At 71.7% G+C, this 20,730-nt stretch carries 19 protein-coding genes and 1 riboswitch; of the genes, 10 read left to right on the top strand and 9 right to left on the bottom strand.

Annotation, left to right across the window (positions count from 1 at the left end; translation table 11 throughout):
* Positions 1-42: 42 nt before the first annotated feature.
* Entirely contained in the window at positions 43-435 is a 393-nt protein-coding gene (locus ACLJPL_RS26440; RefSeq protein WP_018512922.1) for a hypothetical protein, read from the top strand.
* Between the two features lie 110 nt (positions 436-545).
* Complete coding sequence (locus tag ACLJPL_RS26435; protein ID WP_411083439.1) at positions 546-725, top strand: hypothetical protein; 180 nt, start codon at positions 546-548, stop codon at positions 723-725.
* Between the two features lie 114 nt (positions 726-839).
* Here the strand turns inward: ACLJPL_RS26435 and ACLJPL_RS26430 are convergent, their stop codons facing one another.
* Together ACLJPL_RS26430 and ACLJPL_RS26425 are read right to left on the bottom strand one after the other, a co-directional pair.
* On the bottom strand, positions 840-1,460 hold the full coding sequence (locus tag ACLJPL_RS26430; protein WP_411083471.1) for an endonuclease: 621 nt from the start codon (positions 1,458-1,460) through the stop codon (positions 840-842).
* Between the two features lie 87 nt (positions 1,461-1,547).
* Positions 1,548-1,730, bottom strand: a complete 183-nt coding sequence (locus ACLJPL_RS26425; protein WP_411083438.1) for a DUF6480 family protein — start codon at positions 1,728-1,730, stop codon at positions 1,548-1,550.
* Between the two features lie 136 nt (positions 1,731-1,866).
* Between ACLJPL_RS26425 and ACLJPL_RS26420 the strand changes: the two genes are divergently transcribed.
* Positions 1,867-3,072 carry an FUSC family protein gene (locus tag ACLJPL_RS26420; protein WP_411083437.1) on the top strand — a complete coding sequence of 402 codons (1,206 nt, stop codon included), beginning with the start codon at positions 1,867-1,869 and terminating at the stop codon, positions 3,070-3,072.
* Between the two features lie 136 nt (positions 3,073-3,208).
* On the top strand, positions 3,209-3,400 hold the full coding sequence (locus tag ACLJPL_RS26415; RefSeq protein ID WP_366822656.1) for a DUF6381 family protein: 192 nt from the start codon (positions 3,209-3,211) through the stop codon (positions 3,398-3,400).
* Between the two features lie 103 nt (positions 3,401-3,503).
* On the opposite strand, the gene ACLJPL_RS26410 is transcribed toward ACLJPL_RS26415, so the two are convergent.
* Positions 3,504-4,514 (bottom strand): PHP domain-containing protein, encoded by a 1,011-nt coding sequence (locus ACLJPL_RS26410; RefSeq protein ID WP_411083436.1) that lies wholly within the window; start codon positions 4,512-4,514, stop codon positions 3,504-3,506.
* A 103-nt stretch (positions 4,515-4,617) separates the two neighbouring features.
* Positions 4,618-5,922: a helix-turn-helix domain-containing protein gene (locus ACLJPL_RS26405; protein WP_411083435.1), complete on the bottom strand. Its 1,305-nt coding sequence runs from the start codon at positions 5,920-5,922 to the stop codon at positions 4,618-4,620.
* A gap of 183 nt (positions 5,923-6,105) precedes the next feature.
* On the opposite strand from ACLJPL_RS26405, the gene ACLJPL_RS26400 reads away from it, so the two are divergent.
* Positions 6,106-6,720 (top strand): hypothetical protein, encoded by a 615-nt coding sequence (locus tag ACLJPL_RS26400; RefSeq protein ID WP_411083434.1) that lies wholly within the window; start codon positions 6,106-6,108, stop codon positions 6,718-6,720.
* Positions 6,721-6,804: 84 nt separating this feature from the next.
* Positions 6,805-9,453, top strand: a complete 2,649-nt coding sequence (locus tag ACLJPL_RS26395) for a SpoIIE family protein phosphatase (protein ID WP_411083433.1) — start codon at positions 6,805-6,807, stop codon at positions 9,451-9,453.
* Between the two features lie 58 nt (positions 9,454-9,511).
* Here ACLJPL_RS26395 and ACLJPL_RS26390 read toward each other — a convergent pair whose 3' ends face one another.
* The gene (locus ACLJPL_RS26390; protein ID WP_411083432.1) at positions 9,512-10,903 is read right to left on the bottom strand and encodes an FAD-dependent oxidoreductase; all 1,392 of its coding nucleotides are present in this window, start codon (positions 10,901-10,903) and stop codon (positions 9,512-9,514) included.
* 448 nt (positions 10,904-11,351) lie between these two features.
* A riboswitch (cyclic di-AMP (ydaO/yuaA leader) is annotated at positions 11,352-11,541 on the top strand.
* A gap of 3 nt (positions 11,542-11,544) precedes the next feature.
* On the opposite strand from ACLJPL_RS26390, the gene ACLJPL_RS26385 reads away from it, so the two are divergent.
* Positions 11,545-12,381: a transglycosylase SLT domain-containing protein gene (locus ACLJPL_RS26385; RefSeq protein WP_411083431.1), complete on the top strand. Its 837-nt coding sequence runs from the start codon at positions 11,545-11,547 to the stop codon at positions 12,379-12,381.
* A gap of 104 nt (positions 12,382-12,485) precedes the next feature.
* Here the strand turns inward: ACLJPL_RS26385 and ACLJPL_RS26380 are convergent, their stop codons facing one another.
* Positions 12,486-12,677, bottom strand: coding sequence for a DUF397 domain-containing protein (locus tag ACLJPL_RS26380; protein WP_411083430.1), 192 nt, complete (start codon positions 12,675-12,677; stop codon positions 12,486-12,488).
* 170 nt (positions 12,678-12,847) lie between these two features.
* On the opposite strand from ACLJPL_RS26380, the gene ACLJPL_RS26375 reads away from it, so the two are divergent.
* From ACLJPL_RS26375 to ACLJPL_RS26365, 3 genes are all read left to right on the top strand, one after another.
* Positions 12,848-13,081, top strand: coding sequence for a hypothetical protein (locus tag ACLJPL_RS26375; RefSeq protein ID WP_411083429.1), 234 nt, complete (start codon positions 12,848-12,850; stop codon positions 13,079-13,081).
* Positions 13,074-14,147, top strand: a complete 1,074-nt coding sequence (locus ACLJPL_RS26370) for a zeta toxin family protein (RefSeq protein WP_411083428.1) — start codon at positions 13,074-13,076, stop codon at positions 14,145-14,147. Before ACLJPL_RS26375 ends, ACLJPL_RS26370 begins: the two co-directional genes overlap by 8 nt.
* Positions 14,148-14,303: 156 nt before the next feature.
* Positions 14,304-15,953: a GMC oxidoreductase gene (locus tag ACLJPL_RS26365; protein WP_411083427.1), complete on the top strand. Its 1,650-nt coding sequence runs from the start codon at positions 14,304-14,306 to the stop codon at positions 15,951-15,953.
* Between the two features lie 60 nt (positions 15,954-16,013).
* Here ACLJPL_RS26365 and ACLJPL_RS26360 read toward each other — a convergent pair whose 3' ends face one another.
* The 3 genes from ACLJPL_RS26360 to ACLJPL_RS26350 form a co-directional block, all read right to left on the bottom strand.
* Positions 16,014-16,493: a carboxymuconolactone decarboxylase family protein gene (locus ACLJPL_RS26360; RefSeq protein ID WP_411083426.1), complete on the bottom strand. Its 480-nt coding sequence runs from the start codon at positions 16,491-16,493 to the stop codon at positions 16,014-16,016.
* Positions 16,490-17,569, bottom strand: a complete 1,080-nt coding sequence (locus ACLJPL_RS26355) for a dihydrodipicolinate reductase (protein WP_411083425.1) — start codon at positions 17,567-17,569, stop codon at positions 16,490-16,492. The genes ACLJPL_RS26360 and ACLJPL_RS26355 overlap by 4 nt, the downstream gene beginning before the upstream one ends.
* A 122-nt stretch (positions 17,570-17,691) precedes the next feature.
* Positions 17,692-20,643, bottom strand: coding sequence for a CARDB domain-containing protein (locus tag ACLJPL_RS26350; protein ID WP_411083424.1), 2,952 nt, complete (start codon positions 20,641-20,643; stop codon positions 17,692-17,694).
* Between the last annotated feature and the right edge of the window lie 87 nt (positions 20,644-20,730).

The raw sequence follows: 20,730 nt of genomic DNA, 5'->3' as shown, positions 1-20,730 counted from the left end.
AAGTGCGCCACCGGCGCACGTGGCGACCCGGTCGCACGGCCTATGCTCGCGGCCATGGAGCAACGGGAAGTCGTGAAGCGCGTGATCGGCATCCTCACAGAGGCGCGCGAAATGCAGCGCCTGCTGGAGGCGGACCTCGAACGGGAAGATCTGGACGCGGGAGCCGGTGCCGTCACCGCCCTGCTGAACGAGACGATGCCCCACATCGCCATCCCCGACGATTTCTCCGTCGAGGAGGTGGTGACCGTGGTCGGGCGTGAGGTGGGCGGTGCGGTCGAGCAGTTGGTGAGCGCCTTCACCCTCGCCTTCACCATGCTGGCGCAGGTGCACGACTCCGGACAGACGGACGTCTCCTCGGCCGACGTCCTCCAGGACCTCGCCCTGCGGGTCGAGGCCGGCGGCCCCGAGGACGAGGACGACGGACCGGTGCTCTGAGCCCCCCCGGCCCCGGCCTCCCTGCCGGGCTCCTCGGCCCGCTGCGTTCTTCGACACGCGTAGGCATGATGGAGGTGAAGTGCGCATCACCTCGCGGTATGGAGGCACCTGTGGGTAAGAGCACCGACATGGCCCGCGCGAAAGCGCGAAGGCTCAGCGGCATGAAGAAGGAATCGGACGGTATCGCCCTCGGCGACGAGCGGATGAAGGCCGAAGGCCGGCAGGAGCAGGCCGAGGCCCGCCGACAGGAGGAGCGGGCCCGCGCACTGCGGACGGCCACCGACCGCTGAGGGAGGGCTGAGCGCCCGTGCCGTTCGCGTCGAACGTGACGGCACGGGCGCTCAAGGCTGTCCGGCGGCTCACGATCGGGATGACGACGCCCGGCCCGGCGCCTCCTGGTCCTGTCAGCGCGTCCGAGCCGCCTCGGTGACCGCCTCGACGACGTCCTTGTCGAGGGCCGCCCGCACCAGAGCCGCCGCGAACGTCGCGTCGTCGTGCCCCCGCGCCGCCCCGGCCAGCCTGCCGGGGGAGGTGGGCAGGCCCAGCCGCTCCGCGCCCTGCAACCCCTTGGCCCCCACCCAGGGACCGGTCTCCGGCCAGAGGGACTGCACTTCGCGTACGAAGATGTCGGCGCCGGCCGGTCCGATGCCCGGGACGCGCCGCAGCCCCTCCATCAGCCGGTCCCGGTCGCCGTCCGCCTCCTCGCGCAGCCGGCGCAGGTCGCCCCGCCAGATGTCGAGGACGAGCTGTGCGCCCTCTCCGAGCTGGGTGGCGGTGCGCTCGTCGTAACGCCGGTAGTGGCCCTCGCCCAGCGCGTCCACCCGCTGCTGCCACGTCGCGTCCACCATGCGACGCGGTGTGCGCATGCCGTGGTCGAACAGGGCCCGCGCGGCCGCCACGGCGACCGAGGCGCGGATCCGCGCGCTCAGCAGGAGGCTCAGCACCAGCACCTGGTACAGCGGCTGCGGGGTGTCCTTGAGCCGGATGCCCGCCTCATCGGCGTACGTCCGCCCGCAGTTCTCCATGAGCGCGTCGGTGATCCGGCGCGCGGAAGGCCGCTTTCGCCCGCTCACGCCGACGCCTTCCGGCCGCTCATCCCGGGACCCGGCCGCTCATCCCAGGCCGAAGATCCGTGCGACGAAGAACCCGGCGACCAGCAGCGCCCCGAGCACGATCAGGCCGACCCACACACCGGGGTGCTCCCACACGCCACCGTCCGGGCGTTCCTCATGGGCGTCGCCGATCGAGCCCTCGGCGGGGGGCGTCTCTCCAGGGGGGTTCAGTACGACAGCCATGGCTCCAGCGTCTCTCTGTCCGGCCTCCGGCGCACGCGGTGGGAGCCCGGCCCGGTCCGGCCACCGGCACAGGGCCGTACGGAGGGACCGCCGGACAGGGAGCGCTGCGCGGCGGGAAATCGGGCACCGTCAAGGAATGCCTGGAGTCTCCTCGCCCGTCGTCAAGCTCGTACAGCGCACCACCGAACCCGCCGGCGTGCAGACGCTGCGTTCGACCGCGGCCGCCGTCATCGCCTACTCCGTGGCCGTCTGGGCCCTGCCCGAACCCGCTCCGCTGACCGCGCCCCTCACCGCGCTGCTGGTCGTGCAGGTAACCCTGTACGCCACCCTCACCACCGGCATCCGCAGGGTGAACTCCGTCGTCGTGGGCGTCCTCATCGCCATCGCCTTCAGCTCGCTGGTGGGGCTGAGCTGGTGGAGCCTCGGCCTGACCATCTTCACCTCGCTGATGATCGGCCGACTGGTGCGGGTCAACGAGTTCGTGCCCGAGGTGGCGATCAGCGCGATGCTCGTGCTCGGCGTCTCCCAGGTCGCCGACACCGCGTGGGACCGGGTCTGGGAAACGCTGATCGGGGCGGTGGTCGGACTGCTGTTCAACCTGGTCTTCGCCCCGCCCGTCTGGGTCAGGTCGGCGGGCACGTCCATCGGCTCCCTGGCCACCCGGATGGGCGCCATGCTGCGCAGCATGGGCGAGGAGGTGACGGGGAACAACCCCGTTCCCCAGGCAGCGGCCCGGCTCCACGAGGCCCGGAAACTCGACCACGACATCGTCGAGGTCGACGCCTCCCTGCGACAGGCGGAGGAAAGTCTCACCCTCAACCCCAGGGTGAGACAAGGGCTGCTGTACCGGGTGGTCCTGCGCACCGGACTCGACACGCTGGAGATCTGCGCGGTCGTCCTGCGCGTCCTGTCCCGCACCCTCACCGACCTGGCGAAAGCCCGTACGGAGGAGACGCTGTTCCCGGCCGATGTGGCGGCTCTGCTCCAGGAGCTGTTCGGTCAGCTCGCCGACGCCATCGAGAGCTTCGCCGAACTGGTCACCACCCCGCTCGCCGCGGACGGCGAGGCGGCGGAGGACCGGCTCGCTGACGCGCTCGCCCGCAGCCGCGCCACCCGCGACCTGGTGGCGGACCTGCTCCTGGAGGACGTCCAGGAGCATCCCCGCCAGTGGCAGCTGCACGGGGCCCTGCTCGCCGAGATCGACCGGGTGCTGGCCGAGCTCGACATCGACGAGCGGACGAAGCGGCTGGGCGAGGAGCTGGACCGGCGCTCGGCCGAGGCCCACGAGCGCCACCCACGGGTACGCGCGCTCGTCCGACGCCTGAGCCGGGCCACGACGTGACGCCCTGCTCCCCGCGCTCCCGATGCTTCCCGCGCTCCCGGTGCTTCCCGCGCGCCTCCGGGCGGCGCGCGGGATGCGGAAGCGCCCCGTCACTGGTTCGCTGGGGGGCAGTGGTCCCCTGGTCCAAGGAGTGGTGATGAGCGGTTCGGACGAACCCGCCGACCTGGCGCGGCAGATGCGTGAGAAGGCCCAGCAGCTCGCCGAGGCCGCGGAACGCGCGAGCGACCCGCAGGAGCGAGAGCGGCTGGAGAAGAAGTCCCGGACGATCCGGGACCGGAGCGAGCAGCAGAGCGGGATGGCCGCCGGGGACATCTACCCCGAGAAGTAGCCGGCCCTGAATCCACCGGCCCCCGCGCGGGGCTCGCCCCGTCCTCCCCGGGTTCCTCACCCGGGGAGGACGGGGTCTCACGTGCGCCCCCCGGCGTCGGGGGCTAGGACCCCGCCCACTCCAGCAGCCGGTCCGCCGTCCACGTCGTCACCACCCGGTCCGCCGGTACGCCGCACTCCTCGGCCCGCGCGCAGCCGTTGATCTGCCAGTCGAGCTGGCCGGGGGCGTGCGCGTCGGTGTTGATCGCGAAGAGGGTTCCCGCCTCGACGGCCTCGCGCAGCAGGCGGCGGGGCGGGTCCAGCCGCTCCGGGCGGCAGTTGATCTCCACCGCCGTCCCCGCCTCGGCGCACGCGGCGAAGACCCGGTCCGCGTCGAACCGCGACTCCGGCCGGCCGCGCCCGGACAGCAGGCGGCCCGTGCAGTGGCCCAGCACATTCGCCCGCGGATGGCGTACGGCCGCCTCCAGGCGCCGGGTCATCGGGGCGGAGTCCATCCGCAGCTTGGAGTGGACGGAGACCACCACCACGTCGAGCCGTTCCAGCAGCTCCGGCTCCTGGTCGAGCGAGCCGTCCGGCAGGATGTCGCACTCGATGCCCGTCAGCAGGCGGAACGGCGCCCACTCCTCGTTGAGCCGGTCCACCACCGCGAGCTGCTCCCGCAGCCGCGCCGGCGACAGACCGCTCGCCACCGTCAGCCGGGGCGAATGGTCGGTGAGCACCGCCCAGTCGTGGCCGAGCTCCGCCGCCGTCCGGCCCATCTCCTCGATCGGACTGCCGCCGTCCGACCAGTCGGAGTGGAGATGGCAGTCGCCCCGCAGCCGGGACAGCAGCTCGCGCCCCTCCTCGGGCGCGGGCCCGGCGGTCGCTTCCTCCTCCAGCCGCTCCAGATAGCCCGGAACCTCCCCCTCCTGGGCCTCCCGGATCACCTGCGCCGTACGGGGCCCGATCCCGGAGACCCGTTCCAGGGTTCCCGCCGCCACCCGCTCGGCCGCCTCACCGGGGGCCATCGCGGTCACGACCTCGGCGGCCGTGCGGAAGGCCCTCACCCGGTAGGTGGCGGCCTGCGAGCGCTCCAGCAGGAACGCGATACGCCGTAGAGCGGCCACGGGATCCATCAGCACCTCCACAGAGAGCGTCGACCGCCCCGCAGGCCATCCGCCTCGGGCCGCCTGCCACCAGGATGGCCGCAGCGGAACCCGGACGGCCACCGCACCGCCCTCAGCCGGGTCCCGGCGAGGGCAGGGCGGCGCTCTCCCCGGGTACCCAGCGCCCGGCTGCGAAGTCGTACTCGCGGACGGGCCGGCCCGCCGCCCCACTCGTACGGAACGGGCGTCCGTCGTCGTCGATCCGTGCCGTGCCGGACCGGCCCCCGCTGCTCCACCTCAGCTCCGCCACCCAGTCGCAGTCGCAGCGGGCCGCACGCCCGGTGACGAGGAAGACCTCGGGGTCCGAGGCCGACACCCGGTACGGGAAGGAGACCGCCGTGATGGGCTCGCCGGAGTCGTTGCCCGGGACGGACCGGGCGAGGGGGCGCTCCGCGTCGAGATCGACGTCGAACATCCTCGGGGTGAGCGCCCCGCCGCAGCCCGAGCTCATCGTGTGGACCCGGCCCTGCGCAGGGGCCCGCCGCGCGACCACCCGGATCCGCAGCGCTTCGAGGACCACCGCCCGCTCGTCCGTGCCCTGGAGGGTGACGCGTACGCCGGTCTCGCCCGCGTGCACCGCTTCGAGCCTCGCCGCCCACGCCGCCGCCTCGACCTCGGCGGGCGGCGGCGGGACGGCGGCGGGCGGACGGTCGACGAGGTAGGCGTGCCCGCAGCCGAACTTCCAGACGTGATCGTCGGTGGTCCAGGTGAACGGCGGGGCCTCGTCCCGGGCCGCCGACCGCCGCTGCTCGGGGGGCTCGGGGGGCTTGGGGGGCTCGGAGGGCGACGGCCGGAAGGGACCGTCGAAGGCCGGGATCAGGACGAGCGCCACGGCCGCGGCGGCGCAGACGGCGAGCGCCTGCACCCACCGCCGTACGGAGGGGGAGCGGCCCGGTGCCGTGACGATGCCGGCCCCGGCGGCCGAGCCTGCTTCCGGGCGCTCGCCATCCGATGGCGCGGCCGTAGCCGTAGTCGCAGCTGTAGCCGTAGCCGTAGCCGCAGTCGCAGTCGCCGTCTCCGTCCCCGGTACCTGCCCCGCCTCCTGCCGCTCGGTCCGTTCCGCTTCCGCCCGCAGCCACAGGCGGTGCAGCGCTTCCCGTTCCTCGCCCGTGCAGCCGCACAGCCGGGCCAGCCGCTCCACCGGGGCGAACTCCACCGGCACGGTCTGCCCGGTGCAGTACCGGTGGAGCGTCGATCCGCTGACGCCGATACGTCGGGCGAGCGCCGCGTACGTACGGCCGGAGCCCTCCCGCAGCTCCCGCAGCCGCCCCGCGAACGCCTCCCGCGCGGACTTCTCGCCCGCTCCCCACTCGCCCGACACCCGCTCGACCTCCCCCGGCCGTCCCGGGGCGCGTTCCACCCCGCTGAGAACACCCACGTCAGTCGGGGTGGGACGGTTCCGTGCCGGCGGGATCCCGTGTCGTGCTTGTCGCCGCCGGTGCGCCCGCCCCACGCTGGTGCCGTTCCACCCGATCGATCCACCAGACCGATTCCTCCGAGCCGTCCATCCGGCCGATCCGCCGGACCGATCTGCTCGGCCATCCGAACGGGGAGTTCATCCATGCGCACCACCCGCACCGTCCGCACCGCACTCGTGGCCGCCGCGGCCACGGGCCTGGCCGTCACCGCCCTGTCCACCGCACCGGCGGCGGCCGCGCCCGCCGCCCCCAAGTTCCTCTCCGCCGGCCAGTGGCCCGCCTCCCTCACCCCCTGGACCGCCGGTCCGGTACGCAAGGGGCTGCCCGAGTACGGTTCCGTGTGCACCGCAGGAATCACCCCGGCCGCCGGCACCCGGCACCGGGACTTCCGCACCGAGCTCGACACCGGGGCCCGTCAGACGAACACGGTCGCCCCCACCGAGGCCAAGGCCAAGGCCCTCACCGCCAAGCTCCGGGCCGGCCTCGCGAGCTGCCTGGACCGGCTGAAGGAGCAGGATCCCGGCCTCGAGGGGACGAGCCGATACCACGGGCGGGTGAACGTGGAGGAGGGCGCGTACGTCTACAGCGTCGACACGTCCTACCCGGAGATCGGCTCCACCGACATCGCCCTCTGGTCGGTGGGCCGGGACGGGCGGACGGTCACCGTCCTGGAGTGGGGGCAGCTGGGAGATCTGGCCGGCGCACCGCTGAAGGGGTTCAAGAAGACCACCGGCGTCGCCGTCGCCAAGCTGCACTGAGACACGGACGGCGGACCGGCCGGAGCGGCCCCCGGCCGGTCCGCCGATGTGCGCGGCCCCCTCGGCGGGGAGCATGCTGGCTGTGTGACCCGGCACGATGCGACCCGGCCCACCCCGTCCCCCGGCAGCGGGGCGCCGGCCGGGGGAGACGACAGCGGCCGAGTACCGGACGAGCTGTCCCTCGTACTCGCGCAGGGGGTCGTCAGCGCCGTCGAGTCGGCCGGGGGCTACGCGGGCGGCGTCTACCTCCGCACCGGCACGCCCGGGCTGCTGCGCCTCGCCGTGCTCGCCGGGCTGCCGGGGCAGCTGTTCCGGCCCTGGTGGCGGATGCACGTGAACCGGCCGTTCCCCGTGTCCGAGGCGTACCGCACGGGGCGGCCCGTGCTGCTGGCCGACGCGGAGGAGGCCATGCGGCGCTTCCCGCAGCTGATGGCGGGGCTGCCGTTCCCGTTCGGCTCGCTGTGGGTCCCGATCACCGGCCCCGCCGGGTCCATGGGGGTGCTGGTCGTCCTGCGGCCCGCCACCCCGGGCGAGCAGGTCGCTCCCGCGGACGGGGAGCGGCTGCTGCGTCTGGGCACGCGCCTCGGGGCCGCGCTGGCCGACCTGGAGTCCCGGGGCCTGCCCGTCGTCTGGGAGGGCGAGCCGATCCCCGTACAGCTGCCGGCCGCGCCCGCGCCGCCGGTGCGGGTCGGCCGCTTCGACTGGGACCTCCACTCCGGGGCCCTCACCGCGGACGACGACCTGTGCGCGATCTTCGGTACGGAGCCGGCGGAGTTCCCCGGCACCGTCGACGCCCTCGCGGAGCGCCTCGTGCCGGAAGACGTGTACGGGCTGTGGGCGCTGGCCCGGCAGGCGGTGGAGTCGGCCGATCCGGTGGTCCGCCGGATGCGGCTGCGCGGCCCGGACGGGAGGTACCACCTGCTGGAGCTCTCCGGCCGCTGGACCCACCCGGACGGGCAGGGCGGCGCGAGCCATCTGACCGGTTTCGTGGTCGACCTCGGCGCGGGCCCCGTCGTCGCGGAGGCGGCGGACCGGCTGCCCCGGGGGATCGTCTCGCTGGACCGGATCGGGCGGATCACGTACGCCAACGGGCTCGCGGAGGAGCTGCTGGGCCACTCCCGGGCGGAGCTCGTCGGCCGGGTCGTGTGGGAGGTCCTGCCGTGGTTCGGGCATCCGGCGTACGAGGACCACTACCGGGCCGCCCTGATCTCCGACGAACCCGTGCACTTCCTCGCCCGGCGGGCCCCGTCGCTCTGGCTCTCGGTCTCCCTGTACCCGGGCCACGACGGGCTCAGCGCCGTGTTCCAGGCCACCGAACAGCCGGCGTACGCCCCCGGCTCCGTCACCTCGCCGGGCCTCGGCATCGGCTCCTCCGCCGACCGGTCCTCCGCGCTGTACCGCCCGGTGGCCCTGGCCATCGCCCTCACCGAGGCGGTCACGGCCCGTCAGGTCTCCGCCGTGGTCACCGAGGAGCTGCTGCCCGCGTTCGGCGGCCGGCAGCTCGCCATCTACCTGCTGAGCGAGCGTCACCTCCACCTCGCCTGGGAGACGGGGTTCCCCAAGGGGTTCCTCGACCGCTTCGACGGGGTCGGGCTCGACGTCAGCATCCCCGGGGTGGAGACCCTGACCACCGGCCGCCCGATCTTCTTCGAGTCCATGCAGCGTCTGGCGGACGCCTATCCGGGCATCCCGATGGACGCCGACGTCGGGGCGCGCGCCTTCCTGCCCCTGATCGCCTCCGGGCGGCCGGTCGGCTCGTGCATCCTCGGCTTCGACCGGCCCCGGGGCTTCAGCCCGGAGGAGCGCACGGTCCTGACCGCCCTCGCCGGGCTCATCGCCCAGGCCCTGCAACGCGCCCAGCGGTACGACAGCGAGTCGGCCCTCGCCCGTGGGCTCCAGGACGCCCTGCTGCCGCACCGGCTGCCGGAGGTGGACGGCGTCGACACCCTGGGGCGCTATCTCTCCGGCACCCAGCACATGGAGGTGGGCGGCGACTGGTACGACGTCATCGAGACCGGCCACGAACTCGCCCTGGTCATCGGCGACGTCCAGGGGCACGGTGTGGCGGCGGCCGCGACCATGGGGCAACTGCGCAGTGCGGTACGGGCGTTCGCGCTCAGCAACCACGACCCGCAGGAGGTGATGAGCGGCACGAACCGACTGCTCATCGATCTGGACCCGGGACAGTTCGCCAGTTGCTGCTACATCGTCCTCGACCCGGTCACGGGGCGCGCCCGTGCCGTGCGCGCCGGGCACCCGCAGCCGGTGCTGCGGCATCCGGACGGCCGGACCGAGGTGCTGGACCTGCCCGGCGGCATCGTGCTCGGCATCGACGGCCAGGCGACCTACCCGGTCACCGAGCTGCGGCTTGACCCGGGGGCGGTGCTCGCCCTGTTCACGGACGGGCTCATCGAACGACCCGGGACCGACATCGACGAGGGCATCGAACGGCTGCGCGCCACGATCGCCGGGGTCGGCTCGGTCCCGCTGTCCGAGACGGCGAACCGGGTGATCGGGGAGGCCAGGCAGGCCACCGACCGCCCCGACGACATCGCGCTCCTGCTCGCGGCCCGCTGGACGCACATCCCCCGGAAGCCGCCGCCGCTCTCCCGCGACGCCGCCCCGCCGGGCCTGTGGCGGACGTTCCGCGGGCCGGGTCCGGGTGCAGGTCAAAGGCCGGGGCCGGGTGCTGGCGGCACGGCGAGCGCGCCCCGGGCCCGGCCCGACGGGTGACGGTCCTGATCAGCCCTCGGGAGGGCCGCTCCGATCAGCCTTCGGAGGGCTGATCGGATCAGCTCTCGGGGCGCCGCTCGGCCGGGACGAAGGCGCCGGACGCGTCGAGCATGCCCTCGCGCTCCACGACCTTGATCCGCTCACGGCCCTGCGCGACGCCGAGCGCCTGCTCGTGGGCGTCCAGCTTGTGCCAGCCCTCCCAGGTCGTGTAGCGGACGTTCCGGCTCTCCAGGAAGGCTTCGACGGCCTCCGGGGCGGGCGTCGCCGGCTCGGCCAGACGGCCGGCCGCGCGGTCCTCCAGGACACAGGCGACCGTCTCGTTGGCGTCGCCCTTGGTGTGACCGATCAGGCCGATCGGGCCGCGCTTGATCCAGCCCGTGACATAGACGGAGGCCATGTGCTCGCCCCCGGCGATGACGCGTCCCGCCTCGTGCGGGACGGTGCCGGAGCCCACGTCGAAGGGCAGCTTGGGCAGCTCCTCCGAGTAGTAGCCCACGGCGCGGTAGACGCTCTGCATGTCCCAGTCGGTGAACGTGCCGGTGCCCCGGACGTTGCCGGTGCCGTCCAGCTCGGTGCGCTCGGTGCGCAGCGCGACGACCTTGCCGTCCTCGCCGACGATCTCGACCGGGGACTCGAAGAAGTGCAGGAACAGCTTGTGCGGGCGGTCGCCGACGTCGCGGATCGCCCAGTTCTCCAGGGTCTGCGCGACCATGTTGGCCTGCTTGTTCTCCCGCCGGGTGGCGATGGAGCCCTCGTCGTAGTCGATGTCCTCGGGGTTGACGATGACCTCGATGTTGGGGGAGTGGTCCAGCTCCCGCAGCTCCATCGGGCTGAACTTCGCCTGCGCCGGGCCACGCCGCCCGAACACGTGCACCTCCAGTGCCTTGTTCGCCTTGAGGCCCTGGTACACGTTGTCCGGGATCTCGGTCGGCAGCAGCTCGTCCGCCGTCTTGGCCAGGACCCGGGCCACGTCCAGCGCCACGTTGCCGACGCCGAGGACGGCGACCTTCTCCGCGGTGAGCGGCCAGGTGCGCGGGACCTCGGGGTGGCCGTCGTACCAGGAGACGAACTCGGCCGCGCCGTAGGAGCCGTCCAGCTCGATGCCCGGGATGTCCAGCGCCCGGTCCGCCTCCGCGCCGGTGGAGAAGATCACGGCGTCGTAGAAGGACCGCAGGTCGTCCAGGCCGATGTCGTGCGGGTAGCTGACATTGCCGAAGAGGCGGATCTGCGGCTTGTCCAGCACCTGGTGCAGCGCCTTGACGATGCCCTTGATCCGGGGGTGGTCGGGCGCCACGCCGTAGCGGATCAGCCCGAAGGGCGCGGGCATGCGCTCGAACAGGTCGATGGAGACACCCGGGTCCTGGCAGACCTCGGATTTGAGCAGCGCGTCCGCAGCGTAGATACCGGCAGGGCCGGCTCCGACAATGGCGACGCGGACGGGGCGTGTCATGGCGTGGTGATCCTTAAGGCGGGCGGACGCGGGCGGGTTACAGCGTACGTCGGAGGTAAGGCTTGGCTTACTCGTCTCCCCCCACACGGTAAGCCAAGGTCTCGCGGGGCGCTGGAGCGGCCCTGGGGAGCCGCCCGAAAAGTCCGTTTCTCGGCGGAGATATGGGCGATTTATATCTTTTGGTCGTCTCTTCCATAAAGGGGCTATTGATTGGCTTGAGGCTTTTGGGGCCTCGCATTTCGGTCACTCCCGCACGGAGTGGTGAGCGTCACGTCCGAAGGCGCGGACGCGTATGCGGAGGGTTCGGTTCCCTTCTGCGCCAAGAAAGTTGACAGTGCGACGGAACGGGCGCGTCCGGGAATTCCTTTTTTCGATCTTGCGGAAAAAGATGATCCGGAATTGCAGGGCTTGTTCTGCCCGGTCCTTTTCGCCTACGGTCACGGTCAATCCGGATGGAACGCCGAATCCTGCCGCCGTCCGGGAATCCGAAACCCACTCACGCACGGCAGGAGCGGGGGACCCAGGTAAGCCGCCGATCCGCTATCCGGACCGGCTCGGGGTGAAGTCGCATGCCATGCGGCCAGACATCTCCCGTCTGAACCCGACAGCTCACCTCGTAGGCGCCGGAGAGGAAATTCCCCATGCCCGCACAGGGTAAGCACCGCCGTACCAAGTCCGTCTCGCTGAGCCGCGGCATCGCCGCGGTGACCACGGGCGGAGCCGTTCTGGCCCTCCCGCTGCTCGGCGCCGCCACCGCCTCCGCCGCACCCGCGCACTCCGCCGCCGAAAAGGCCGTGGCTCCGGTTTCCGTGAGCGCCCAGGTGAATTCCGTGACGAAGGCCGCGTCCGCCGAGCATTCCGTGGCGGCCGGCGAAACGCTTTCCAAGATCGCCCGCGAGCATTCCGTCAGCGGCGGCTGGAAGAAGCTGTACGAGAACAACCGGAAGGCCATCGGGGAGAACCCGCACCTTATTCACCCGGGTATCACGCTGACCATCGGCGCGAAGGCCGCTGGCGCTCCGTCAGACGCCAAGGCGGGCAAGGCTTCCCCGTCCGCCGACCGCTCCGCGACGACGAAGCGCGCCGACCGCTCCGAGCGCACCGCCGCCGCCCCCGTGGCGAAGGCCGCCCCGGCTGCCGCCGCGCCCACCACGTACACGAACGACCTCGACGGCTGGATCAAGGAGTCGCTGGCGATCATGGCCGAGCGCGGCATCCCCGGCAGCTACGAGGGCATCCACCGCAACATCATCCGCGAGTCCTCGGGCAACCCGAACGCGATCAACAACTGGGACTCCAACGCGGTCAAGGGCACCCCGTCCAAGGGCCTGCTCCAGGTCATCGACCCGACGTTCCAGGCGTACCACGTGCCCGGCACCTCGACCGACAGCTACGACCCGGTCGCCAACATCACCGCCGCGTGCAACTACGCCGCGGACCGCTACGGCTCGATCGACAACGTCTTCGGCGCGTACTGATCTCCCGTACGCGGCACCCCGAGGGGCCCCGGACCATCCTCTGGTCCGGGGCCCCTTCGGCATGCCGCGCTCACCTCACCTCTGCCATCGTCCGGAGAGGAGGTTCACCTCTGCCGTTGTCCGGAGAGGAAGTCGCGCCAGGCCGCCGCGGAGACGGTCAGCGGGAGGCGGCGGCGGTCCTTGGAGTCCCGGACCGACACGCCTTCGAGGTCCGGTCGGGCCTGGGCCTCCACGCAGGCGTCCTCGAAGTCACCGCTGTAGCTGCTCCTGTGCCATGCGTTCGGCGGAAGAGGCATGAGGGGCCTTCCTGGTGGTGGTGCACATGCGGGCCGACCTGATCACGTCTGTGCGAGTATAGGATCAACAGGCGCTGGAAGTAAGGTCTGTTGGCACACTTCAGAGTGATCATGCACGGGGGCGGATGATGTCGAGCGGCGCACGGTCTTCACCGTGGACGGCAGCGGAAATGGACTCCTACGAGCGCGCGCGGGCCTTGCTCAGCGCGCTGATCGCCGCCTACAGCGGCCGGATCGGTGAGACGTCCACCCGGCAGGAGGCGCAGGCCCTGCGCGCCGAGCGCGCGCCCTTTCTGGCGGAGCGGGACAGCCTGACCGCCGGCGACCGCGAACGGGTCGCGGAGATCCTCCGGGAGATGCCGGAGCGGCTGCGCGCCGTACGCGAAGGCGGCACCGATGGCTGAGCCGGAGCGGCCGCCGCGACGTCTGTCGGACGAGCAGCTCGCCGACATCTTCCGGGAGGACGTGCAGCCCGGACTCCGTGATCTGCTGTCGCAGGACTCGCCGCGCATGGTCATCCTCGGCGGGCCCCAGGGGTCCCGGAAGACCACGCTGCGTTCCGTGGTCGCCGAGCAGCTGGAACTGTCCGACGCCCTGCTCTACGACGGTGACGACCACTTCGCCTTCCATCCGCACTACGACCGGCTCGCCCGCGAACGCGGAGCCCTGGAGGCGGCGCGGCTGTGCGGGCCCGACGTCGGGGTGCTGCGCGACGCGATCCTCGAGGAGGTCCTGGCGCGCCGGCTCAACGTCATGTTCATCGGTCCGTTCACGGACGAGGAGTACACCCTGGGGCGGGTCGCGACCTTCCGGGACGAGGGGTACGGCACGGAGCTGGCGTACACCGCTCTGCACCCGGCGCTGACCGAGGTCGGAGTGATGGACCGCCATCGCTGGGCTTTGAGCGAGGGCCCCGGCTACAGCTTCCTGGTCCCTGTGGAGTTGCAGCAGCGGATCACCGAGGGCGTCCCGGCCATCATGACGGTGGTGGAGGAGCGGAGGCTGGCCGACGCCCTGCATCTGGTCGACGCCGGTGGGATCGCTTTCAGCAAGCGCCTGGCTCCCGATGGAGCCTGGGAGCCGGCCAAGCTGGTCGGCCAAGCCGTCGAGGAGACGAGGAGCCGGCCGTGGGCCCCCGCCACCCGTGAGGACTTCCTGGCCCGCCGCGCAGCCACGGCGACGCCCGCCGGGGAGAGCGCCGCCGAGTGGAACAAACGGCTGGCCCGTGTCGACGCGCTGGCCGCGCCCATGCTCAACGCTCCCGCCACGACCGGGCAGACCCCGTCCATCGCGCAGGCTGCCCGGGGGCGCTCCACCACCTCGCCCGCGTCCGGAACCACGCGGAAGGCAGCCCAGCCGACGCGAGGATCCGGCACGTCTCCGGCGCGCCAGGCCGCCGCACCCCCCGTGCAACGACCCGCCACGCCCCCGGCACCGGGGCGGCAAAGCAGTTCCGGCCGCTCTCGCTGAGGCGGCATGTCCACCGGGAGCGGGCCCCGGGCGCGCGGGGCCGCACCGGGGAAGTCATGCCGAAGTTCCCGGGGAAGTTACCCCGAAGTTTCTAGTGACTTACCACGCCATCGACAGTAGAACCTGTTGCACTCTGTCGAGAGTGAGGGATGTCACATGAGTGACACTACCGCGCCTGACGGCGCATCCAAGGGCGTCTCGCGCCGAAGATTCATCACAGGAACAAGTTCTCTTCTCGGGGTCGCGGCACTCGCCGGGCCCCTCGCACCCGCCTGGGCCGCCGCTCGTGCGGCAGCCGCACCGATCGGGTTCGGCGCGCATGTGCCGGTGCTGATCGTCGGCACCGGATACGGCGGCTCCGTGGCCGCCCTCCGGCTCGCCCAGGCCGGCACGGACGTGCACATGATCGAGATGGGCATGGCCTGGGACACCCCCGGCGCGGACGGCAAGATCTTCGCCAACACCACCAAGCCCGACGACCGGTCCTTCTGGCTGCGGACCAGGACCAAACAGCCGCTCAGCAACTTCCTCGGCTTCCCGATCGACAAGCACGTCAACCGCTACACCGGCATCCTGGACGCCGAGGAGTTCGCCGGCATCACCGTCTACCAGGGGCGCGGCGTCGGGGGCGGCTCGCTGGTCAACGGCGGCATGGCCGTCACCCCCCGCCGGGAGAACTTCGCCGCCATCCTCCCCTCGGTCAACGCCGAGGAGATGTACGGCACCTACTACCCGCGCGCCAACGCGGGCCTCGGCGTCACCACCATCGACCCCGCCTGGTTCGACACCGTCGACTGCTACCAGTACGCCCGGGTCGGCCGGAAGCACGCGCAGCGCTCCGGCTTCCCGTTCCTCTTCGTGCCCGCCGTGTACGACTGGGACTACATGAAGCAGGAGGCCGCCGGAACGGTCCCCAAGTCCGCACTGGACGCCGAGATCCTCTACGGCAACAACTACGGCAAGAAGTCGCTCCAGAAGACCTACATCGACCGGATCAGGGCCACCGGCCGGGTCGCCATCACCCCGCTGCACAAGGTCACCTCCGTCTCTCCGGCCCCCGGCGGCGGTTACACGGTCCTCATCGACCAGCTGGACACCACCGGCCGGACCACCGCCACCAAGTCCGTCACGGCGGACAGGGTCTTCTTCGCCGCGGGCAGCGTCGGCACCAGCAAGCTGCTCGTCGGCCTGAAGGCCACCGGCGCGCTGCCCGCACTCAACAACGAGATCGGCAAGGGCTGGGGCGACAACGGCAACGTCATGTGCGGCCGGGCCAACCACCTGTGGGACCCGACCGGCAAGGTGCAGTCGTCCATCCCCACCGGCGGCATCGACAACTGGGACGCCGGCGGCGCGTTCGCCGAGGTCGCTCCGCTGCCCACCGGGATCGAGACCTACGCCTCGTTCTACCTCTCGATCACCAAGAACCCGCACCGCGCCGAGTTCACCTGGAACGCCGCGGCGGGCCGGGCCGAACTGAACTGGCAGACGGCGTGGAAGCAGCCGTCCATCGACGCGGCGAAGACCATCTTCGACAGGATCAACAAGAAGGAGGGGACGATCTACCGCACGGACCTCTTCGGGACCTACAAGATCTGGGGCGACCACCTCACCTACCACCCGCTGGGCGGCGCCGTCCTGGGCAAGGCCACCGACAACTACGGCCGGCTGCACGGCTACCCGGGGCTGTACGTCATCGACGGCGCGCTGATCCCCGGCAACACCAGCGTCAATCCGTTCGTGACGATCACCGCGCTCGCCGAGCGCAACATCGAGCGGATCATCGCCACCGATCTGCGCCGCTGATCCACCGGGCGCACGGAGAGCCCGGGGCCGGGAGTGCCAACCCGGCGGCCCCGGACTCCGTCAGTGACCGGGCAGGACGCACACCGCGTCGATCCCCAGCACATGGTTGAGCCGTCCGAACGCCAGCCAGGAGCCGATGCTCATGGACAGCTCCACGATCTCCACCTGGCTGTAGTGCGCGGTCATCCGCTTCCAGAAGGCGTCGTCGAGACCGTGGTGGTCCAGCGCGTACCGCTCCGCGTACTCCGCCGCCAGCCGGGTCCGCTCGTCGAAGGCGTCCGTCGTACGCCACTGGGTCACCGCTTCGGCGAACTCCTCCTCGACCTTCGCCCCGTCCCGCTCGGTCCGCCAGTCCAGGCAGAACAGGCACCCGTTGATCTGGGCGACCCTCAGCCGCGCGGCCTCGAACTCCCGCAGGCCCAGCGTCGTGTGCTCGTACACGGACATCGAGAACGCGGCGGCGGCCATCCCGATCCCGGGGACCATCTCCCCCCATACGTAACCGATGGGCTCCTGGCCCTCCGGGATGTCGATGATCATGTCGTTCTCCTTCCCAGCCTGCCGACAGCGGGCCGCAGCGGGACGTCGAGTGCGTCGTACAGGCCGGGCTTCGCGTCCACCAGCCAGTCGATGGCCGAGACGAGCCGCCCGACCGCCGTGGCGTTCCCGCCCGCCGACCGGTTCTCGCCCTCGTCGGACGCTTCGACCGTCACCTCTATACGGGGGCGGCCCTCGATCACCACCCGGTGCGCGCCCACACCGTCCGGCGGGGAGGGCCAGTCCGGTGCGCACGAGGGGTGGATACGGGTGATGTGCTCGATCACGATGCGGGGCTCGCCTCCCACGACGCCCTGCACCTCGAACCGCACCGCGCCCTGGGTGCCCGCCGCGAACTCGCCCATCGTGCGGGTGCGCACCGTGCTCTCCAGGGCCCGGCGGTCCAACGTCTCGCGGATCTCGTCCAGTTCGACGCCCAGCGCCCGGGCCATCAGGCGTATCTGGCCGCCCCACACCATCGTCGGGACGCTCTCCGCCAGCATCAGCGGCTGGTAGTCCAGCGGGTGTCCCATGCCGATCAGATGGCGTACCGAGTCCTCCTGCTCGTACGTGGAGTAGTCGAAGATCTCCTGGCAGCGGATGACGTCCACCTCGGTGCCCAGACCGCTGACCAGGAGCGGCAGGACGTCGTTGCCCCAGCCGGGGTCGACGCCGGAGACGAAGAGGGAGCCGCCGCCTTCCGCGACGGCGGCCAGGACGGGGTCCCGCAGTTCCGGCGGGGCGTTGCGCTGGTCGTAGAGCGGATAGAGGGAGGGCGTGACGACGACGGACCCGGCCCGGATCGCCCGGCCGATGTCGGTGAGGGCGTCGTCGGGGCGGATGTCGCCGGACGCCGCGTAGACCACCGCGCGGGGGCGGGCGGCCAGGACGGCGGCGATGTCGTCGGTGGCCGCGACCCCGAGCGGGCGGGCGAGTCCGCCCAACTCGCCCGCGTCGCGGCCGACCTTGGCGGGATCGTGGACGAGGACGGCGGTGAGTTCCAGTGCCGGATGGGCCTCGACGGCGCGGATCGCCGCGCGGCCGACGTTGCCGGTACCCCAGACAACCGTGGGAATCATGCGCGGAGGGTAGCGGCCGGACCTCGCACTTCCCAGAGCCGCGAGGGGGCCAATTCGGCGGAGGCGAAAGGGTGTTCCCGGGCCGGCGGTGATCCGCCGGCCCGGGAACCCTGCAGCGGGTGCTACCGCTTGGCGCGTGCGCTGTTCGGGCTGCCGGTGATCGTGAACTGCGAGCCGGGCTCGATCAGTACATGGCCGTCGCGCGAGTTGGTGATCGTCACGTCGGTCAGCGTCGCGTTGCCCCGGGCGCCGCCCATCGCGAGGATGCCGGAGCCGTTGTTGGACTTGTCGATCCTGACGTTCTGGATCTTCACGTCCGGCATCAGGCCGCCGCCGGTCTTGAACTGGATGCCGTCGTAGGTGGAGTCGATGATGTCGGTGTCGCGGATCGTGACGCCGGGGATGGGCAGGTTCTGCGGGAAGAGGGTGATCGCGCCGAACTCCTGGTCCTCGTTCCAGAAGGCTCCGCCGGTGCGGTACAGGGCGTTGTTGGCGATCAGGGTCTGCCCGGAGAAGGGCAGCGGGTCGTGGTCGGTCGCCAGCATGATGGCCGGGTAGTTCATGGTGTCGGAGATGACGTTGTTCTCGATCTTGTTGCCGTAACCGCCGTAGATCGCGATGCCGTTGGCCCGCCACGGCAGCTGGATGGTGTTGTTGCGGAAGCTGTTGTCGTGGCCGATGTCGACGGACTGGTCCTTGACGTACTTGCTGGACCAGACGGCGAGGGCGTCGTCGCCGGTGTTGCGGAAGGAGGAGTTGTACACCGTCGAATTACGGGTGCCGTTGGCGAAGTTGATGCCGTCTGCGTAGGTGTTGCGGATCCGCATCCCGGTGAACTCGACGCCGTCGCCCGGGTTCCACAGGGCCTGGATGTTGTCGTAGTCGCGGCCCGCCCATACGCCCACGTTGGCGTGCTCGATCCAGAGGTTGCTGATCTTCGTGCCCTTGCCGAAGCGGCCGTTGAGCGCGACGCCGCCCTCGTGGTTGCCGTCACCGCCGCGGATCGTGCCGGAGCCGAAGATCGCGATGTCGGAGATCTGCGTGTTGTGGTCGATGTCGAAGCCGAAGTTGCCCTCGTGCGGGTGGTTGATCCCGCCCGCCTCGTGCGGCGGGGTCAGCGTGTAGAGCTGGGAGTGCCACATGCCCGCGCCCCGGATCGTCACGTCGCGGATGCCCACCTGGTTCCACTGGCCCCGGTCGAGCGGGTCGTCGGTGAGGATCTTCTGCTCCTGGCGCCACTGGCCGGCCGGGATCCAGACGCAGCCGATCTGGCCGTTCTGGTTCGCCGTCACCGCGCGCTGGATCGCGGCGGTGTCGTCGATCCCGTCGTTCGCCACCGCGCCGTACGTCGTGATGGAGACGCAGCCGGACGGCTGGGCCGTGGGCGCGGCCACCTGCTCCAGGTCGATCAGGTCGATGATGTGGAAGGCGGCGTTGTCGCTCGCGTCCCGCTGGAGACGGAACTTGGTGCCCGCCGGGTAGGTCTGCGCGAGCAGCGCGTGCGACTCGTCGAACAGCCGCCGCGCGTCGCCGCCCGGGGTGTTGGTCAGGCCCTCGGGGCTGTCGGTGTTCCCGTACAGCCAGCTGTGCTTGGAGGAGAGGGTCAGCTTGCGGACGAACTGGCCGTTGGCGTACAGGCTGATGGTCGCGTCACGGCCGCCGCCGCCCGGCGCGTCCGGGACCGAGTTGCGGACGACGATCGAGTTCGACGGGTTGGTGGACGTGAACTCCACGTACTGGCCGGTGGAGTTGAGCCGCACCGACTTGCGGCCGGAGGACTCGGTGGCGAAGTTGGTGTGCCCGAACGTGCGCTCGGCGTCCGACGTCAGCAGGGTGCCCTGGTACGCGGCGTCCTCCGCCTCGTACTCCGTGTACGGTACGGCCGCGCCGCGCCCGACGACGATCGAGCGGGCCAGCACGTTGTTGTTCTCGTTGGTCTCCGCGACCAGGTTCGTCGCGTCGGCCGTGGCGGTCAGGGTGGCCCCGCCGCTCGCCGCCGTCCAGCTGCCGCCGATGGCGACGTTCACCGTGCCGCCCGCCGGAACGGCCGGGGTCGTGCCGTTGAGGGTGGTGGAGCCCACCGTCAGCCGGGTGACCGTGCCCGCGCTCACCGCGCCGGTGCCCCGGTTGTGCACGGCCACGGTGAAGGTGACCGCCGCGCCGACCGCCGGGTTGGACGGGCTGGAGGTGATGGAGCGGACCTCCAGGTCGGGGCCGGGGCTCTGGCCCACCACCAGCGGGGAGGCCGTGGTGCGGCTGTTGTTGGTCTCGTCCGACTCGACGATCGTGTCGGACGGGTCCACCAGCGCCGACACGGTGTACGAGCCCTGCGGCCGCTTGCCGACGCCCACGGAGACGGGAGCCGAGGCGCCCGCCGCGAGCGGGCCGACCGGGGCGCTGCCCACGACCACGCCGCCCAGGCTCACGTTGACGGTGGTCGCGGCCGAGGGAGCCGTACCGGCGTTGCGGACGGTCCCCTGGATCGTGATGATGTCGGTCTCGGAGGGCGTCGAGGGGCTCCAGGACAGGGCGCTCACCGTCAGGTCCGGGTTGGGCGCGGGCGTCCCGAGCACCTGGATCTCGGCGACCTGGGCCCCGGGCGCGCCGTTGTTGGAGAAGAACTGCACCTGGAGGTCGGCGACCCGGCCGCTGACCGGGACCGTCACCGTGTTCCGGTTGGCCGCCGGGTCGAACACATAGCCGGCGCGGGACTTGAGCGAGGTGAAGCCGGCGGCGTTCTGGGTCCGGCCGAGCACCTGGAACTCCTGGGTCCTGGTGGCCCAGATCGGGTCGGGGTTGAGCTTGATCACCACGGACTGGAGGTCCGCGTCGGCGCCCAGCTTCACCGTGAGGGTCGAAGGGTGCCCGTTCGCCTCCCAGTAGGTGTTCACCTGGCCGTCGTTGGCGTTGACGGCGGGGTAGCCGCCGTGCGATCCGCTGGCGGTGACGCTCTTGCCCCGGGCGAGGTCGACGGGTTCAGCCGCCGCCGCCGAGACGGGCAGGAGGCCGACCGTGACCAGCCCGGCTATGAGCAGCCCGGTGAGCGATCTTTCGGTGAGTCGTTTCCATCTCATGCTGTCCTCTGCTTCCACGGGGGGACGGGGCGGGGGAGGGGCAGTGGCACGGTGATGCCGAAGAGAACGCGCTGTTCTTGGGTATTT

The organism is Streptomyces sp. cmx-18-6 (genome assembly GCF_046548915.1).
Classification (GTDB): Bacteria; Actinomycetota; Actinomycetes; order Streptomycetales; family Streptomycetaceae; genus Streptomyces.
Note: the sequence above shows the minus strand (reverse complement) of the source record. Positions and strands in the feature narration are given on the sequence as shown.

What these genes read in the sequence shown, in the direction of transcription:
- ACLJPL_RS26440 (WP_018512922.1), top strand. Translation starts at nt 43, where the DNA reads ATGCTCGCGGCCATGGAGCAACGGGAAGTCGTGAAGCGCGTGATCGGC.
- ACLJPL_RS26430 (WP_411083471.1), bottom strand. Translation starts at nt 1,460, where the DNA reads ATGGAGAACTGCGGGCGGACGTACGCCGATGAGGCGGGCATCCGGCTC.
- ACLJPL_RS26425 (WP_411083438.1), bottom strand. Translation starts at nt 1,730, where the DNA reads ATGGCTGTCGTACTGAACCCCCCTGGAGAGACGCCCCCCGCCGAGGGC.
- ACLJPL_RS26420 (WP_411083437.1), top strand. Translation starts at nt 1,867, where the DNA reads ATGCCTGGAGTCTCCTCGCCCGTCGTCAAGCTCGTACAGCGCACCACC.
- ACLJPL_RS26415 (WP_366822656.1), top strand. Translation starts at nt 3,209, where the DNA reads ATGAGCGGTTCGGACGAACCCGCCGACCTGGCGCGGCAGATGCGTGAG.
- ACLJPL_RS26410 (WP_411083436.1), bottom strand. Translation starts at nt 4,514, where the DNA reads ATGGATCCCGTGGCCGCTCTACGGCGTATCGCGTTCCTGCTGGAGCGC.
- ACLJPL_RS26400 (WP_411083434.1), top strand. Translation starts at nt 6,106, where the DNA reads ATGCGCACCACCCGCACCGTCCGCACCGCACTCGTGGCCGCCGCGGCC.
- ACLJPL_RS26390 (WP_411083432.1), bottom strand. Translation starts at nt 10,903, where the DNA reads ATGACACGCCCCGTCCGCGTCGCCATTGTCGGAGCCGGCCCTGCCGGT.
- ACLJPL_RS26385 (WP_411083431.1), top strand. Translation starts at nt 11,545, where the DNA reads ATGCCCGCACAGGGTAAGCACCGCCGTACCAAGTCCGTCTCGCTGAGC.
- ACLJPL_RS26380 (WP_411083430.1), bottom strand. Translation starts at nt 12,677, where the DNA reads ATGCCTCTTCCGCCGAACGCATGGCACAGGAGCAGCTACAGCGGTGAC.
- ACLJPL_RS26375 (WP_411083429.1), top strand. Translation starts at nt 12,848, where the DNA reads ATGGACTCCTACGAGCGCGCGCGGGCCTTGCTCAGCGCGCTGATCGCC.
- ACLJPL_RS26370 (WP_411083428.1), top strand. Translation starts at nt 13,074, where the DNA reads ATGGCTGAGCCGGAGCGGCCGCCGCGACGTCTGTCGGACGAGCAGCTC.
- ACLJPL_RS26365 (WP_411083427.1), top strand. Translation starts at nt 14,304, where the DNA reads ATGAGTGACACTACCGCGCCTGACGGCGCATCCAAGGGCGTCTCGCGC.
- ACLJPL_RS26360 (WP_411083426.1), bottom strand. Translation starts at nt 16,493, where the DNA reads ATGATCATCGACATCCCGGAGGGCCAGGAGCCCATCGGTTACGTATGG.
- ACLJPL_RS26355 (WP_411083425.1), bottom strand. Translation starts at nt 17,569, where the DNA reads ATGATTCCCACGGTTGTCTGGGGTACCGGCAACGTCGGCCGCGCGGCG.
- ACLJPL_RS26350 (WP_411083424.1), bottom strand. Translation starts at nt 20,643, where the DNA reads ATGAGATGGAAACGACTCACCGAAAGATCGCTCACCGGGCTGCTCATA.